Origin of the sequence: Paraburkholderia aspalathi (assembly GCF_900116445.1) — a bacterium.
GTDB classification, from domain to species: domain Bacteria; phylum Pseudomonadota; class Gammaproteobacteria; order Burkholderiales; family Burkholderiaceae; genus Paraburkholderia; species Paraburkholderia aspalathi.
Genome location: NZ_FPBH01000012.1, coordinates 24,800 through 39,989, shown reverse-complemented (window position 1 = coordinate 39,989; position 15,190 = coordinate 24,800). Strand labels below are relative to the sequence as shown.

At 63.5% G+C, this 15,190-nt stretch carries 11 protein-coding genes; 6 read left to right on the top strand and 5 right to left on the bottom strand.

Annotation, left to right across the window (positions count from 1 at the left end; translation table 11 throughout):
* Window positions 1–57: 57 nt before the first annotated feature.
* Window positions 58–2,193 carry a methionine--tRNA ligase gene (gene metG / locus BM438_RS19275; protein ID WP_093636245.1) on the top strand — a complete coding sequence of 712 codons (2,136 nt, stop codon included), beginning with the start codon at window positions 58–60 and terminating at the stop codon, window positions 2,191–2,193.
* A gap of 119 nt (window positions 2,194–2,312) precedes the next feature.
* Here metG and BM438_RS19270 read toward each other — a convergent pair whose 3' ends face one another.
* Together BM438_RS19270 and BM438_RS19265 are read right to left on the bottom strand one after the other, a co-directional pair.
* The gene (locus tag BM438_RS19270; RefSeq protein WP_093636243.1) at window positions 2,313–6,704 is read right to left on the bottom strand and encodes a translocation/assembly module TamB domain-containing protein; all 4,392 of its coding nucleotides are present in this window, start codon (window positions 6,702–6,704) and stop codon (window positions 2,313–2,315) included.
* Window positions 6,705–6,732: 28 nt separating this feature from the next.
* Entirely contained in the window at window positions 6,733–8,571 is a 1,839-nt protein-coding gene (locus BM438_RS19265) for an autotransporter assembly complex protein TamA (RefSeq protein ID WP_093636241.1), read from the bottom strand.
* 425 nt (window positions 8,572–8,996) lie between these two features.
* Between BM438_RS19265 and BM438_RS19260 the strand changes: the two genes are divergently transcribed.
* The 4 genes from BM438_RS19260 to panD all read left to right on the top strand — a co-directional run bounded on the left by BM438_RS19260 (window position 8,997) and on the right by panD (window position 11,517).
* Window positions 8,997–9,182, top strand: a complete 186-nt coding sequence (locus BM438_RS19260; RefSeq protein ID WP_054035105.1) for a DUF3460 family protein — start codon at window positions 8,997–8,999, stop codon at window positions 9,180–9,182.
* Between the two features lie 4 nt (window positions 9,183–9,186).
* The gene (locus BM438_RS19255; protein WP_093636239.1) at window positions 9,187–10,059 is read left to right on the top strand and encodes a segregation and condensation protein A; all 873 of its coding nucleotides are present in this window, start codon (window positions 9,187–9,189) and stop codon (window positions 10,057–10,059) included.
* 188 nt (window positions 10,060–10,247) lie between these two features.
* Window positions 10,248–11,081 (top strand): pantoate--beta-alanine ligase, encoded by an 834-nt coding sequence (panC, locus tag BM438_RS19250; RefSeq protein WP_093636237.1) that lies wholly within the window; start codon window positions 10,248–10,250, stop codon window positions 11,079–11,081.
* A 49-nt stretch (window positions 11,082–11,130) separates the two neighbouring features.
* Complete coding sequence (gene panD / locus BM438_RS19245; RefSeq protein WP_046566452.1) at window positions 11,131–11,517, top strand: aspartate 1-decarboxylase; 387 nt, start codon at window positions 11,131–11,133, stop codon at window positions 11,515–11,517.
* Window positions 11,518–11,591: 74 nt separating this feature from the next.
* On the opposite strand, the gene BM438_RS19240 is transcribed toward panD, so the two are convergent.
* A complete protein-coding gene (locus BM438_RS19240; protein ID WP_093636235.1) occupies window positions 11,592–12,230 on the bottom strand; it encodes a ParA family protein in 639 nt (212 codons plus the stop codon).
* Between the two features lie 210 nt (window positions 12,231–12,440).
* Between BM438_RS19240 and BM438_RS19235 the strand changes: the two genes are divergently transcribed.
* A complete protein-coding gene (locus BM438_RS19235; RefSeq protein WP_093636233.1) occupies window positions 12,441–12,860 on the top strand; it encodes a PaaI family thioesterase in 420 nt (139 codons plus the stop codon).
* 162 nt (window positions 12,861–13,022) lie between these two features.
* On the opposite strand, the gene BM438_RS19230 is transcribed toward BM438_RS19235, so the two are convergent.
* Together BM438_RS19230 and BM438_RS19225 are read right to left on the bottom strand one after the other, a co-directional pair.
* A complete protein-coding gene (locus tag BM438_RS19230; protein WP_093636231.1) occupies window positions 13,023–13,439 on the bottom strand; it encodes a DoxX family protein in 417 nt (138 codons plus the stop codon).
* Window positions 13,440–13,582: 143 nt separating this feature from the next.
* Window positions 13,583–15,052: a cobyric acid synthase gene (locus BM438_RS19225; RefSeq protein ID WP_208620677.1), complete on the bottom strand. Its 1,470-nt coding sequence runs from the start codon at window positions 15,050–15,052 to the stop codon at window positions 13,583–13,585.
* Window positions 15,053–15,190 lie beyond the last annotated feature (138 nt).

The window sequence follows — 15,190 nt, the reverse complement described above, 5'->3', positions numbered from 1 at the left end:
AAACGCCGGCCCTGCTAGAATCAACGTTTCGTCCCACCGCAGGCTCCCACCATCCTTATGTCAGCACCCGCAACCGATCTCTCCGCAGGCGCGCCGTCAGGCCGTCGCCAGGTTCTCGTCACGTCGGCCCTTCCGTATGCGAACGGGCAAATCCATATCGGCCATCTGGTTGAATATATCCAGACGGACATCTGGGTCCGGACGTTGCGAATGCACGGGCACGAGGTCTACTACGTGGGCGCCGACGACACACACGGCACCCCGGTCATGCTGCGCGCGGAAAAGGAAGGTCTGACGCCGAAGCAGCTGATCGACCGCGTCTGGCAGGAACACAAGCGCGATTTCGACAGCTTCGGGATTTCGTTCGACAATTACTACACGACCGATTCCGAAGAGAATCGCGTGCTGAGCGAATCGGTCTATCTGGCGCTCAAGGAAGCCGGCTTGATCGAAGCGCGTGACATCGAACAGGCATACGACCCCGTCAAGGAAATGTTCTTGCCGGACCGCTTCATCAAGGGCGAATGCCCGAAGTGCGGCGCGAAAGATCAATACGGCGACAGCTGCGAAGTATGCGGTTCGACTTATCTGCCGACCGATCTGATCAATCCGTATTCGGTCGTCTCAGGCGCCACACCGATTCGTAAGACTTCGACGCACTACTTCTTCCGCCTGTCCGATCCGCGCTGCGAGAATTTCCTGCGCGCGTGGGTGGGCGGTCTGGCACAGCCGGAAGCCACCAACAAGATGCGCGAATGGCTCGGCGACGCCGGCGAAGCCAAGCTCGCCGACTGGGATATTTCGCGCGACGCGCCGTATTTCGGCTTCGAAATTCCGGGCGCGCCGGGCAAGTATTTCTACGTGTGGCTGGATGCGCCGATCGGCTATTACGCGAGCTTCAAGAACCTCGCTGACAAGCGCGGCCTCGACTTCGACGCGTGGATTCGCAAGGGCTCGACCGCCGAGCAGTACCACTTCATCGGCAAAGACATTCTGTATTTCCACACGCTGTTCTGGCCGGCCATGCTCGAATTTTCGGGCCACCGCACGCCGACCAATGTGTTCGCGCACGGCTTCCTGACCGTCGATGGCGCAAAGATGTCGAAGTCGCGCGGCACGTTCATCACCGCGCAAAGCGTGATCGATACGGGTCTGAATCCGGAATGGCTGCGCTACTACTTCGCGGCCAAGCTGAACAGCACGATGGAAGACCTCGACCTGAACCTCGACGACTTCCAGGCGCGCGTGAACAGCGATCTGGTCGGCAAGTACGTGAACATCGCGAGCCGCGCCGCCGGTTTCCTGATCAAGCGTTTCGAGGGCCGGGTGCAGGACAGCGCAATGCAACATCCGCTGCTCGCCACGCTGCGCGCCGCCGTGCCGCAAATCGCCGCGAACTACGAAGCGCGCGAGTACAACCGCGCGCTGCGTCAGACCATGGAACTGGCCGACGCGGTCAATGCGTATGTCGACTCCGCCAAGCCGTGGGATCAGGCGAAAGACGCGGCGAATGCGGTCGCGTTGCACGAAACCTGCAGCGTAAGCATCGAGGCATTCCGCCTGTTGTCGCTGGCGCTCAAGCCGGTGCTGCCGAAGCTGGCGGAAGCGGTCGAAGCCTTCCTCGGCATCGAACCGCTGGTGTGGGCCGACGCGAACGTGCCGCTCTCCTCCACGCGCCCGATCAACGCGTACAAGCATTTGATGACGCGCGTTGATCCGAAGCAGATCGAAGCGCTCATCGCAGCGAATCGCGACTCGCTGCAAGCCACACCGGAAGCGGCGGCGCCGGCGGATGCCAAGGCCAAGTCGAAGGCAGCGAAAGCAGCCGGCGCCGATAAGGATGAAACGCCTGGCATCATCTCGATCGACGACTTCGTCAAGGTCGATCTGCGCATCGCGAAGATCGTCGACTGCAAGGCGGTGGAAGGCTCGGACAAACTGCTGCAACTCACGCTCGACATCGGCGAAGAGAAGACTCGCAACGTGTTCTCGGGCATCAAGTCGGCCTATCAGCCGGAGCAACTGGTCGGCAAGCTGACGGTGATGGTCGCGAACCTCGCGCCGCGCAAGATGAAGTTCGGTCTGTCCGAAGGGATGGTGCTGGCGGCTTCGGCCACTGACGAGAAAGCCGAACCGGGCCTCTACGTGCTCGAGCCGGATAGCGGTGCGAAGCCGGGCATGCGCGTGAAATAAAGCGCGCGGCGTCGAACGCTGCAGGCATCAACAAAAACGGCACGCTTTAAAAGGCGTGCCGTTTTCTTTTGTGTCGTGGCCTTGATCAGAACACGGCCATCGCTGTCGTCTTGATCAGCTCACCACCGAATCTGATCGAAGCGCCGCGTGTACAGCAATTCTAAGCCGTCGAACGTGCCGCCATACGCCGCGACCGACCAATAGCGCGTGAGGTTCACCGTCGCCTTGATCGCATTGCTCGCCGACTGCAGCCCCTGCTCGTAGCCCACCACGAGCCACTCGTTGATCGCCTTCGACACCATGACCACTTGCGGATCGGTCAGCCCGACTTCGCTTCGCCCGATCGAAAACTCGTCGAGCCCGAAGGTCTGCGCGATCCGTTTGCCGCTCGCGCTGCCGAGCAGGGCGAGCGCAGTCGTCATGGTGCTTTGCTGACCGAGGTTGTTGCCCTGATCCGTGCCGTGTCCGAACAGCAGCCACGAGAGCTTTTCGTTATCCGCCACGTTCGGTTCGGACACCAGCTTCGCGACCGGGAACTGGACGGTACCCGTGACCTGCACGCCCGCCTCGACCTGCTGATTGCGGCGCATAGCGAGGATGTTGATCCCCGGATTGGCCACCGGACCGTTGAACGTGAAGAAGCCATTCTCGATGTTGAGCTTGCGACCGAACGCGGTATAGGTCGAACCCTGAGTCACACGGACATTGCCGACCGCGCGCAACGGCAGATTCGGCGCGCTCATCGCGGTGATTGTGCCGCTCAGGCCGAGGTCCGCGCCCATGCCGCGGAAACGGAAGCTGTTGCCGAGACTGATGTCGATATTGGCGCGCGGCGCGAACGGACCGATTGGCTTGTTCGTGCCCGCTACCTGCGGCGGTGGCCGCTCGCCTGCCACCGTGCTGTCCGGACGCACCACTACCACGTCGTCGCCAAGCTTCGGCGCGGACTGCTCCGGCATATCGAACAGCGCGTGATCGACCACGAATTTACCGTTGATCGCCATGCCGCCCTGTGCCCCCGCGTTCGCCACGCTCGCGCTGCCTGATAGCGACAGATTGCGGTCCGGCGCCGCAAACAATTCCAGCTTGTCCGCGACGATACTCGCGGTCAAATCCGGCTCCGCGCCATCCAGGCGCACACGGCCGGTGGCGCGCAGCGTGCCGCTTGCACCGTGAAACTCGACCTGCTGGAAGTCCACCAGATTTTGCGAGAGCGCGATGCGCACCACGCCGTCCTTCAACTGCACACCCTGGTCGACCATCGTCGCCGACAAGCCATCGCCGATCAGCGACCCCGTCAGGTTCGGCTTGGCGACCGTGCCGCCGAGCGCGAGTTTCAGCGCGAGGTGGCCGTCGAGCAGATAGCTCGGCCCGAACAACCCGCCGGTCGTTTTCAGCGACGGCACGTTCGCATTCACATTCCCGCTGACCGCGCCCTCTTCGTTGACGGTCAGGAAGCCGTCGCGCGTCACGAGTGTGGTGTGCGCGTCGGCGTCGATCACGCCGATCCGGCTGGCCTGTGCGTGCAAGGTCGCATTTAGCCGATTGCCGCCGCTGAATTCAGCGCGCGCGGTCATATCCGTGATGCCCAGCGAGGCCAGACCACGGCCGATCTCGACCGTGACGTCGCCGCTGCGACGCTTCAACTGGACGTGGCCGCTCGCGGTGCTGCCGAGCGCGAAATCCCAGTCACCGTCGAATACCAGATCGGTTTTGACGGCCGGTGGCTCGCCGGTGATTTGCCGCCGCAGATCCTGCAGGCGCGCGAGTGAAATGTCGGTCAAGGTGCCCGCGGACTGGATCTTGCCGTGGTCGAACGCGAACGATTTCAGGCTCAGCACCGCGCCTTCGAGCGTGAGGCGGGTCGCACCGAGCGTCAGACGGTTCGGCCCGGCGCTTACGGCGAGCGGCGACTCGAGATTCAACGCTGGTGTGCCGCGATTCTGCAGACGGGTCACGGTGCCGTCCCAGCGCGTGCCGTCACGTGCTTCAGTCAATTTGCCGTTGGCGGCGAGCGTCAGATCGAGCGGACGGTCCTGCAATTTGCCGGTGGCCGCCGCCTCCAGCGTATGGTTGGCACGCGTGCCCGACAGGCGCGCCGTGAGCGTGGTGAGATCGACGCCGCCGGCGCTGAGATTGCGCGCGTCGGTCGTGAAAACGAGCGCGCCGTTTGCGCCGTCGCGCAGTTCGGCGTGACCTTCCGCATGGCCGATGCGGTTACTGCTGAACACCACACTGTCCGCCTTGTAGTTCAGCACGACATTCGGATGCGCGAACGAGCCGGTGACGTCGCCATCCGCGGCGATAAGACCGGCTAGGCCGAAACCAAGGCGTTCAAGTTCCGGCGCATCGACCCGGAAACGCAGCCGGTCACCGCGCGCGCCGAAGCTGCCCTGCAAATCCACCTGATTGCCCGCCACCGAAAGATTCGCGCGGCTCGGCAGGATCCGCGAGCCGGACAACTGGACCACGCCGCCGCCCGTCAGCGGCAGGCCGTCGTAGACGCTCGGGCCGAGTTTGAATTCGGCCTTGGTTGTGAAGACCGGGCCGAGCATGCCGGCTGCGGTGAGCGTGCCGTTCACGCGTGCCTCGATCTTGTGGGCAGGCGGCGCAGTGTGTCTGGGCGGCGGCGTTTTACGTTGAACCACTTCGGTCCGCACGGCGGCCTTGGCGGTGTTCTTCACCACGGCGGCGGCCTTGTCGCCAGGGGCAGCGCTTTTCGCACCGGCGGTGCTGCCCGCTTCTGCCGCGCCTTGTGCGACTTTCGCACCTTTCACGTTTTTGGCAGTACTTGCCGCAGGCGCCGGGCCCGTTACCGGCGTGCGGGACGGCATCTGCGAAGTCAGCGTCAACGGATCGAAATCAGTCAGCTGCGCTTTCAGGTTGTAGGTGGAATTCGCGTCGTGCTTAAGCGCACCGGACAGATCGATTCGGCCCTTGCCCGATGTGACACGCACGTCGTTGAAGCTCAAGCGCGCGGGATCGAAGGTCACCTTGCCTTGCGCGCGCAACCCCGCTTTCGGGTCGGCGAGATCGAGTGTCAGGCTTTGCACGTCGTCGTTCAGACGGATGCCGATCGGACCGGAAAGCTGGGTAGGCCGCACGGTCGCTTCAAGTGCGTTCAGGTCGAGTCCTGCAACTTGCAGATCGAACTGGCCGCGTTTGCCAGTCAGCGCGCCGCCGCCCGTAAGCGTGGCGCTTTTCACGAGCCGTACCATCAGGTTCGAAATGCGCTGCGCCTGCGCGTCGAGCCGCACGTCGGCGTTGGCATCGATCACAGGGAGCAGGTTCTGGTCGATCGCACCGGGTTTGGCGTTGACGATCGAAATATGGCCAGCGACGGCGAACCCCGCTGCGGCTTTTGCTGCTGCATCGGTGTTGACGCCGCCTTTGCCGTTTTTGACAACGTGTTGCGGCTCGGCAATACCAGTAGCGCTGCTGGCGCCGGCGGTGCTCGCGGCGCGGGAAGCGCTGGCCGAACTCACCGCACTAGCCCCACTAGCCGCACCCAACGTCACGCCACCAGCCGCATCCGGCCCCACCGGCTGCAGTTCCGCCCGCACGGCCAGATCCGCCAGCGGTGCGCCTGGTGCAAACGCCTGCGGGTTGATGTGATCAAAAGTCAGCGTGGCGCGTTGCAACGGCACGTCGCCGAACGGCGTAGCCTCGACTCGCGCATGGCCGGCGAGCTTCATGCCGCTAGCGTCGAGTTCGGCGATGAGATTCTCCAGCGACCCAGTCAGATGGCCGCCCACCTGCACAGCTTCGTTGTTGACCTTGCCCGAATAGCCGAGGTCGCCGGTCAGCGGAAACGGCCGCACCCCATCTAGCTTCGCAGTTGCCGTCACGGCGCCGAACGGCGTGTCGAGCCGCTCGATCGCGGCCTCGTGGTGCCGGCCGTCGCTGCGGCCATGGAACATGAAACGGGACAGCTCGGTCGTCGACCCGCCCTCGTGCAACAGCAGCTTGTCGACCTGCACGTCGCGCACCTCGAGTTGCATCGGCAAGCGCAAGTCTTGCGGCAGTTTCAGCGGCGCGCTGCTGCTCGACGACGATGAACCGATACGGGCATCGATCGTACCGACATGCAGATAGTCGATCGCGAAGCGCCAAGGCTTGTGCGTCAGTTCCCAGCGACCGGCCACGCGGTCGATCTGGATATCGGTGCCGCTGCCGTCGAGACTGCGCCAGCGCACCTGCCGGAGTTGCACGCCGTGGGCGATAGCGCCGCTCTCGAGCGTGCCGGTCAGCTTGCCGCCCAGCAGTTTGACGGCCGCCTGCCACGCGTACGCCGTGCCACGCTCAGTCGTCAGCGCGCCGTACAGCAGGCCGATCGCCACGGCGACCAGCAGCACCAGCACGGCGACCATCCACGCAAGCGTTTTCAGCAACAACCGCCCGCGACGGCGCCTGGGCGGCGGCGCATCGGACGGAGGCTGCTGTCCGGGCTCCCCTGGCGGAAGAGCGCCGGGCGGCTGCGCGGGAGGTTGGGCGGAAACGTCCGTGGTCATGCGTGGATCATGTAAAAGCGGCTTTCCATCAGAAGGCGATGCCGAGGGTCAGGTACGGCCGCACGCTCCGGTTGCGGATCCCGTAGGCGACATCGACGTTGACCGGGCCGACCGGGCTGCGCCAGCGCGCCCCAACGCCGACGCCGGGATAAAAGACTTTCTCGCCCCAGGTATCGGTGGCGGTGCCGACGTCGAAGAACGCGGCTGCGCCCCAGTCGTGATTGAACCAATGCTGGTACTCCGCCGACGCGGTCACGAGATACTTGGTGGGCAGCACCGAGCCGTCGACGTTATTACCAATGCTTTGATAGCTGTAGCCACGTATCGAATTCGAACCGCCCGCGCGGAACAGCAGCGAAGCCGGAATCCCGCTCGAACTGCCGCTCGTGAACACGCCGCCGAGTTCGGCGCGGATCAGCACAAGGTCTTCCCTGCCGATCGGCAGGTACTGCTGGCCACGGGCGTAGGCGCGCGCGAACGTCTGGTCGGTCAGCGCGCCTTTGACCGCGAAGCCCGCTTCGACGTGAATCAGGTTGCCCGAACGCGGGAACAGCGGATCGTCGGTATTGCGACGGGTCCACGACCATGACGGCACCAGCGCGCGACTGGTGGTCGGTGCGGCCGCATTCTGGTCGAGCCGGTCCTGGTAATAGAGGATCGCGTAGTTGTAGTCGATGAACTGCGACGTCCGGGCCCGCTGCACGCCGCCGCGGATACTGTAGATGCGTGTGTCGGACACGTCGGTCGTGGTGTAGGAAGCCAGCACGCTATTGGTCCACGCGCGCGGCCCCGGCGGCATCGCGAGCTGGATTTGCCCGTACTGCTGGATCTGGTCGATACGGCCGTCGACCGTGAACGGCCACGCTTTGCCAAAGGTGTCGAGATACGAATACGAACCCTGGATCAGCGGGCCGTTGTCGGTCGAATAACCCACGCCGCCGCGGATACTGTTGTACGGATACTCCGACACCTTCACGTGCATCGGCGTCTCGACCGGTTTGGCGGGATCACTGTCCACGTCGATCGCCACGCTCGCGTAGTACGGCGTGTTCTGCAACTGCCGCTGCAATTCGGCGATGCGTTGCACGTCGTAGATATCGCCCTCCGAAATCGGATTCACGTTGTCGACGATCTGTTCCGGATAACGCCGCGTGCCGGATACGTCGAGCTTGCCCATCGTGAAGGTCGCGCCGCTCTCGTACGTCACCGACAATTTCGCTTCGTGCGTACGTGGGTCGATCCGCGCTTCGGAGTGGTAGATCTTCGCGCCCAGGTAACGGCGCGACTGCAACGCCTTGAGCGAAGCGTTTTTCGCGTCGTCCCAGTCGCCTTGCGAAAACGGGTCGCCCTCGTGCAGTGAAAACGCGAAGCGTGCGGCATTTTCCTGCGCCGGGTCTTCGGTCAGCACCGGGCCGCGAAACGATAGCGAAATCGAGGTGATGAGGGTTTGCGGGCCGGGATCGACGCTCACCGTCACACGCTTCTGGTCGTCGACGGTTCGCGCGTCGGTGCGCACGACCGGCGAGAAGTAACCCTGCGTGGCGGCCAGATCGCGCACCTGCTGCGGGGTGGCCGTAATCAGAAATTCAAACTGGTCGTCGCTGATGTCGGGACGCTTGGCGAAGCGCGCCACGTCCAGATGCGCTTCAAGCAGCTTGCGCAACGAGCGCGGCGTGGCTTCGATATCGACCTTGTAGCTGGCGGGCGGGCGCCGCGCCGCGTGCGCGTCGACCGAGGCAAGCATGAGCATGACGATGCCGAACGCCAGCCACGCGTGCAGCCAGCGCCGAATGGGCGTCAGCGGCCCTCGCTCGTCACCGGTTTTGCCGCGCCGCCTATGCGGCTCTTCGATCGCACACCCCGCCAAACAGGACCTCCGGCCGTGGTTGATGAATTCTGTCGCTCGGGCTCGCCGCGGCGGCCGAAGCTCGCTATTTGACCACATCGGCGAGACCGCGCCATCTCTTAAAAGGGCGTTTGCCGTATGAGACCTGGTAGGCGTTTTGGCCCAGCGTGCCGCGCCCCATGCCGCATGCGTAGTGATTTCCACATGGACGCACGGTTCCGCTTCGCACACCGCCTCGCCGACGACGCGCCCGCCTTTGACGCATCGCGGCAGCGGGGGTTCCAGGCGTTTTTGCATGCCGGCCGCTCGCGCCGCCCATCGTTTTTCGACCACGCGCGGCGCATGCGGTAAAATTATGGAATAGGAGCGATGCCGCGCGGGTTCGCGCTTGTTCCCGTTTGTTCCCGCGAAGCAGCCGCCATTCCCCAAACCACGGACGTCTAGCCATGTATCAATCGGACATCACCCAGTTCCTGAACCAGCTCAAGCAACAAAAACCGAATCTGGAAGCTGAGCAGCGCCGTGGCCGGTCGCTGCTGTGGGACAAACAGCCGATCGACCTCGAAGAACGCGCCGAGCAGAAAGCCTCGCGCGTGGAGCAGACGCCTTACTCGTACTATCAAAACTTCTAAGCGCGTGAGTCACGCCGACGAGGCAAAGGGCGCCGCACAGGCGCCTGACGCCGCGCTTGCCGCGCCCGCCACCGATTCGACGCCGGACACTGTAGACGGCATCGCTTTCGCACGCCTGTACGGCGAGCCTCTCTTCAAGCTGCCGACGGATCTGTACATTCCGCCGGACGCGCTCGAAGTGTTCCTCGAAACGTTCGAAGGCCCGCTGGATCTGTTGCTGTACCTGATCCGCAAGCAGAACTTCAACGTGCTCGACATCCCGATGGCGGATGTCACCGTCCAATACCTCGGCTACGTCGACCAGTTGCGCCAGACCAATCTCGAACTCGCGTCCGAGTATCTGCTGATGGCCGCGATGCTGATCGAGATCAAGTCGCGCATGCTGTTGCCGGTGAAGAAGGCCGATAGCGGCGACGAAGCCGAAGATCCGCGTGCCGAACTGGTGCGCCGCCTGCTCGAATACGAGCAGATGAAGCTCGCCGCGCAGCGCATCGACCATCTGCCGCAGCTTGGCCGCGATTTCCTGCGCGCCGAGGTGTATATCGAGCAAAGCATCACGCCGCGGTTCCCGGATGTGGACAGCGAAGACCTGCGCGCCGCGTGGGCCGACGTGATCAAGCGCGCCAAACTGGTTCAGCATCACAAGATTTCGCGCGAGGAGTTGTCGGTGCGCGAGCATATGAGCACGATCCTGCGGCGACTGCAGAACGCGCGCTTCATGGAGTTCTCGGACCTGTTCGACACGAGCAAAGGCGTGCCGGTGGTCGTGGTGAACTTCATCGCCATGCTGGAGTTGTGCCGCGAGTCGCTCATCGAAATCACGCAGGCCGAGCCGTTCGCACCGATCTATGTGCGCCTCGCCTATCTGCCGGCTTGATGCCGCACAACGGGGCCTGCATGCGCCAGCGCTGCCGCAGACGCCTCCTTTCGGTGCACCCCGGGAACAAATCCACTACAATCCCGCGCTCCGAACCTGTCATTACCAGCGAGGCCGCGGGCCACGCGAAAACCTGAGTTTTTGCGCCAACCGAGTCTCGCGCCGCGCGAGGAAATCCCTGTCCGATCATGAAAGTCATCAGCTCGATCCATGAATTGCGCGACCAGTTGCGCGGCCAGAATCGCACCGCCTTTGTGCCGACCATGGGCAATCTGCACGAGGGCCATCTGTCGCTGATGCGCCTCGCGCGCCAGCACGGCGATCCGGTGGTGGCGAGCATCTTCGTCAACCGCCTGCAGTTCGGCCCGAACGAAGATTTCGACAAATACCCGCGCACGCTCGAAGCCGACATCGAGAAGCTGCAGAAAGAAGGCGTCTACGTGCTGTTCGCGCCGACGGAACGGGATCTGTACCCGGAACCGCAGGAGTACCGCGTGCATCCGCCGCACGATCTGGGCGACATCCTCGAAGGCGAATTCCGGCCGGGTTTCTTCCAGGGCGTATGCACGGTGGTGATGAAGCTGATGTCGTGCGTGCAGCCGCGCGTCGCGGTGTTCGGCAAGAAGGATTACCAGCAGTTGATGATCGTGCGCAGCATGTGCCATCAGTTCGCGCTGCCGACCGACATCATCGCCGCGGAAACCGTGCGCGATAGCGACGGCCTCGCGCTCAGCTCGCGCAACCGCTTTCTGGAAACGGCCGAACGCGCCGAGGCGCCGATGCTGGCTGCCGAGCTCAATCGCGTGCGCGATGCGGTGCTTGCAGGCGATCGCGACTTCGCAAAACTCGAACAGGCAGCGATGGCGGCACTGGCCGCACGCGGCTGGCAGCCTGATTACATCGCGGTGCGCAAGCGCTCGAATCTGCTGGCGCCGGGCGCGCAAGACATGAATGCGGAGTTGGTCGTGCTGGCTGCCGCCAAGCTCGGCACCACCCGTCTCATCGACAACCTCGAAATCTGAAGCCGTCTTAGGCTGCGCAAACACGCATTAGAAGTACAAGGGATTGGTCATGCAACGCAACATGCTGAAGTCGAAAATCCATCGCGTCGCGGTCACGCACTGTGAACTGCACTACGAAGGTTCGTGCGCGATCGACGAAGACTTGCTGGAAGCCGCGAACATCATTGAAAACGAACGGATCGACATCTGGAATATCAACAACGGCGAGCGTTTCTCGACGTACGCGATCAAGGGCGAACGCGGCAGCGGCATGATTTCGCTGAACGGTTCGGCCGCACGGCGTGCTCAACTGGGCGATCTGGTGATCATCGCGGCGTTCGCCGTGGTCGACGAAGCGGAATTGAAGGCAGGCTGGAAACCGGATCTGGTGTTCGTCGACGACAACAACAAGATCAAGGGCAGCCGCGATCACGTGCCGACCCAGAACTGGACCTGAGCCGGATCTGAACCGGCCTTTCACCGCACGGCACGGTTCCACAAAGCGGGCGGCCACGCCGCCTGCCATTCACTTCAAGCCTTTTTACCGGCGCCGTTGGTCCACTGGATGATCGGCTGCCATTGCTCCAGATCCTTCTCCACACGGCTTTTCGCGACGTCCCACAAAGTCAGGCCGTGCGCCGCCAGTTGCACGTAATTCTGCGTGTCGCGCAGGTAACCCAGCACCGGCAGCTTCAAGCCCTCGACAAAGCGATGCAGTTGCTCCGCTGAGCGCGTGCGCGCGTCGACGCGCATGCCCACCACGCCGATCTCGATCGCGCCTTTCCTGACCGCCTTCTCCTTGGCCAGCCGCTCGAGAAATTCCTGGGTGGCGAGAATATCGAACATCGACGGCTGCAGCGGCACGATCACCTTGTCGGCGAGATCCAGCGCGATATTCAGGCGATTGCCATGCAAGCCGGCCGGCGTGTCGATGACCGCGTGTTCCAGACCTCTGGGCGGTTTGGCGGGGTTCTCGAGGTCGACCTCCCAGGTCTCGATGGCCGGCAGCGCAGGCGGCCGCAGCGACAGCCACGCGTGCGACGACTGCTGTTTGTCCATGTCCGCCAGCGCGATCCATTCCCCTTGCGACGCGAAATAGCCGGCCAGATTGGTGGACAGCGTGCTTTTGCCCACGCCGCCCTTCGGATTCGCCACCACGATTACCGTCATGAATTCTCCCGGAAAGAAGGCTGGGCGCCGCCAGCCGGTTTACCGCGCAGTTTGCTCTGACTTGCGCCGATGTGCCCTGATCCGTGCCCGTTTCAGGTTCACCCGCCGATCCAGCCGTTGATAATATCGACAAATTCACTGGGGCCGAAGCCCCCAAACGGCTATTGGCCGCCTTACATCGCTATTTTTTCCATCGAGGACCCGAATCTCATGAGCAAACTTCGCCCGGAATACTCCATCGAGCGTCTGCACGAACGTCAGAAGGGCAAGCTGCCCGGCTTGCTAGGCGTGCAGGTTCTGGCGCTGGAGGAAGGCACGCTGACCGCTGAATTGACCGTGCGCGAGGAGTTGCTGGCGCCGAACGGCTTTTTGCATGCCGCCACGGTGATCGGTCTCGCCGATACCGCCTGCGGCTATGCATGCCTCGCCCACCTGCCCGAGACGGCGCGCAATTTCACGACCATCGAACTGAAAAGCAATTTTCTCGGCACGGCGACGGAAGGCACGATCCGCGCGGTCGCCAAGGCCGTCCACCTGGGCCGCAGCACGCAGGTGTGGGACGCCACCGTCACCGATCCGAACGGCAAAACGATGGCGCTGTTTCGCTGCACGCAGATCGTGTTGTATTGATTGATTGGCGCGGGGGGATGCGGCGCAGGGTCCGGAATGCCCGGAACGCCTGAAGTACGCCTCGCTCAACGCAATAAAAAAAGCACGCGGCCACACGGCGCGTGCTTTTTTGTTGCCGGCGCGCTGAAGCGCCGGCGCGGTTTCGTGCCTGGGTGAGGCGTATCAGGCGGCCACTGCGCGCGGCGCCTTCGCACCGCTCAGCGCCAACGCACCGGCGCCGAGCAGCGACTGCACAACCAGAGTCACCGCCCAGAAAGCCGGATATTCCCAGCCGCCGTGCGGCGACGCGACCCCCCAGCCGTTCTGCAGATGCTGCGACGTTGCGCCGAGCATGAACGGCAGCAGCACCAGCGCGACCCAGCGGACCTGCACGCCAAGCAGCAGCGCAATACCGCCGATCAATTCGACGAACGCCGTCACATAGCCGAGCCAGCCCGGCAAGCCGAGCGAAACGAAAAACTGCGCCGTTCCCGGCAGCGTGAAAACGAAAATCTTCTGCAAGCTGTGCGCGAGATAGAGAACGCCCAAGGCCAGACGAAGGATCAAGGCGGCCAGATCGGCGGAGCGGTTCGAGTTCATGACGAGTCCTTTACGAGAGGGAGACGACCCGCATCGGGCGTCGACGTCACGACTGTATTCGAACCAAATGAGGTGAAAAACCACCTCTTAGGCTTTGATTATTTCCCAATGGGATTTAATCACCACCATCCGGTCAGGTTCGCTCAACCAATCGCAGCGAAAAGCTTCGGAAGATCGAGGTGCTCAGCAAGCGTGTCGGCCAGTCGATCCAGCGAGGCCTCACGCAACGCCGGGTAGTCGATTTTCTCGGCGTCGCTCAGTCCCGCCCACGCCAGCAGTGCGGCGCACGCGGCCGGCGTGTCGAACAGCCCGTGCACGTAGGTCGCGAGAATTTGGCCATCGGCCGAGATCGCGCCGTCCGGATGCGCATTTGGCGTTTCGCCCAGTTGCAGCGCGGGCGAGCCGAGCGCCGGACCCTGCGTCTCGCCCATATGAATCTCGTAGCCGGCTACCTCGGGCGCCCCGGGCAACGCGAGATGCCCCGTCACGTTCTTGAGCGTTTTGTCGCGCGTCAGCACCGTCGAGTAATCGAGCCAGCCTAAGCCCGCGCTCGTTCCAGGCGCGCCTTCCACGCCGTGCGGGTCGGCCACTTCGCGTCCGAGCATCTGCATGCCGCCGCAAATTCCGATTACGCGGCCGCCGTAGCGCAGATGCCGTTGCAGCACCGTGTCCCAGCCTTGCGCACGCAAAAAGGCCAGATCGCCCGGCACGTTTTTCGAACCCGGCAGGATGATCAGATCGGCCGGCGGAAGCGGCGTGCCGCTTCGCACGTAATGAAAATCGACCTGCGGATGCGCGCGCAGCGCGTCGAAATCCGTGTGATTGCTGATGTGCGGCAGCACCGGCACGACTACCCGCAACATCCGGTTCGGATCGTCGCTTTGGCCGCTGTGTGCCGCTCGCAACTCAGGTGGCAGCATGTCTTCGGCGTCCAGCGTCAGACCGTGCAGATACGGCACCACGCCGAGCACCGGTTTGCCGGTCTTCGCTTCGAGCCAGTCGAGTCCGGGCTTGAGCAAACTGACATCACCGCGGAAGCGATTGATGATGAAGCCCCGCACACGCGCCTGCTCGCTGTCCGACAGACACGCGAGCGTACCGGTCAGATGCGCGAACACGCCGCCCCGGTCGATGTCTGCCACCAGCACGACCGGACAATCGACCGCTTCAGCGAAACCCATGTTGGCGATATCGCGGTCGCGCAGATTGATCTCGGCGGGACTGCCCGCGCCTTCGACAAAAATCGTGTCGTACGCCGCTTGCAGACGCGCATACGATTCCAGAACTGCCTCGAAGGCGACCGGCTTGTAGTCGTGATACGCGCGTGCATCGAGATTCATGCGCGCTTTGCCGTGGATGATCACTTGCGCGCCACGGTCGCTCGTCGGCTTGAGCAACACCGGGTTCAGATCGGTGTGAGCGGCAATGCCCGCGGCCACCGCCTGCAAGGCCTGCGCACGGCCGATCTCGCCACCGTCGACCGTCACCGCGCTATTGAGCGCCATGTTCTGCGGCTTGAACGGCGCGACCCGCACGCCGGCGCGGCGTGCCAGCCGGCACAGACCCGCGACGAGCGTGCTCTTGCCTGCGTCGGACGTGGTGCCCTGAATCATCAGCGTGCCGCGCGGCACAGGTACGGCGTCATGCGGGTTCGAAATGGCGGTCACGGAATATCGGCTTGGGCGGTAAATAGGCAAATGCGGACAATGAATGCGGGCGATGAACGCGGCATTATCCCATCGTGCCGGCAC

Coding starts and splice junctions, on each gene's coding strand:
- metG (WP_093636245.1), top strand. CDS start 58: ATGTCAGCACCCGCAACCGATCTCTCCGCAGGCGCGCCGTCAGGCCGT.
- BM438_RS19270 (WP_093636243.1), bottom strand. CDS start 6,704: ATGACCACGGACGTTTCCGCCCAACCTCCCGCGCAGCCGCCCGGCGCT.
- BM438_RS19260 (WP_054035105.1), top strand. CDS start 8,997: ATGTATCAATCGGACATCACCCAGTTCCTGAACCAGCTCAAGCAACAA.
- panC (WP_093636237.1), top strand. CDS start 10,248: ATGAAAGTCATCAGCTCGATCCATGAATTGCGCGACCAGTTGCGCGGC.
- panD (WP_046566452.1), top strand. CDS start 11,131: ATGCAACGCAACATGCTGAAGTCGAAAATCCATCGCGTCGCGGTCACG.
- BM438_RS19240 (WP_093636235.1), bottom strand. CDS start 12,230: ATGACGGTAATCGTGGTGGCGAATCCGAAGGGCGGCGTGGGCAAAAGC.
- BM438_RS19235 (WP_093636233.1), top strand. CDS start 12,441: ATGAGCAAACTTCGCCCGGAATACTCCATCGAGCGTCTGCACGAACGT.
- BM438_RS19230 (WP_093636231.1), bottom strand. CDS start 13,439: ATGAACTCGAACCGCTCCGCCGATCTGGCCGCCTTGATCCTTCGTCTG.
- BM438_RS19225 (WP_208620677.1), bottom strand. CDS start 15,052: ATGATTCAGGGCACCACGTCCGACGCAGGCAAGAGCACGCTCGTCGCG.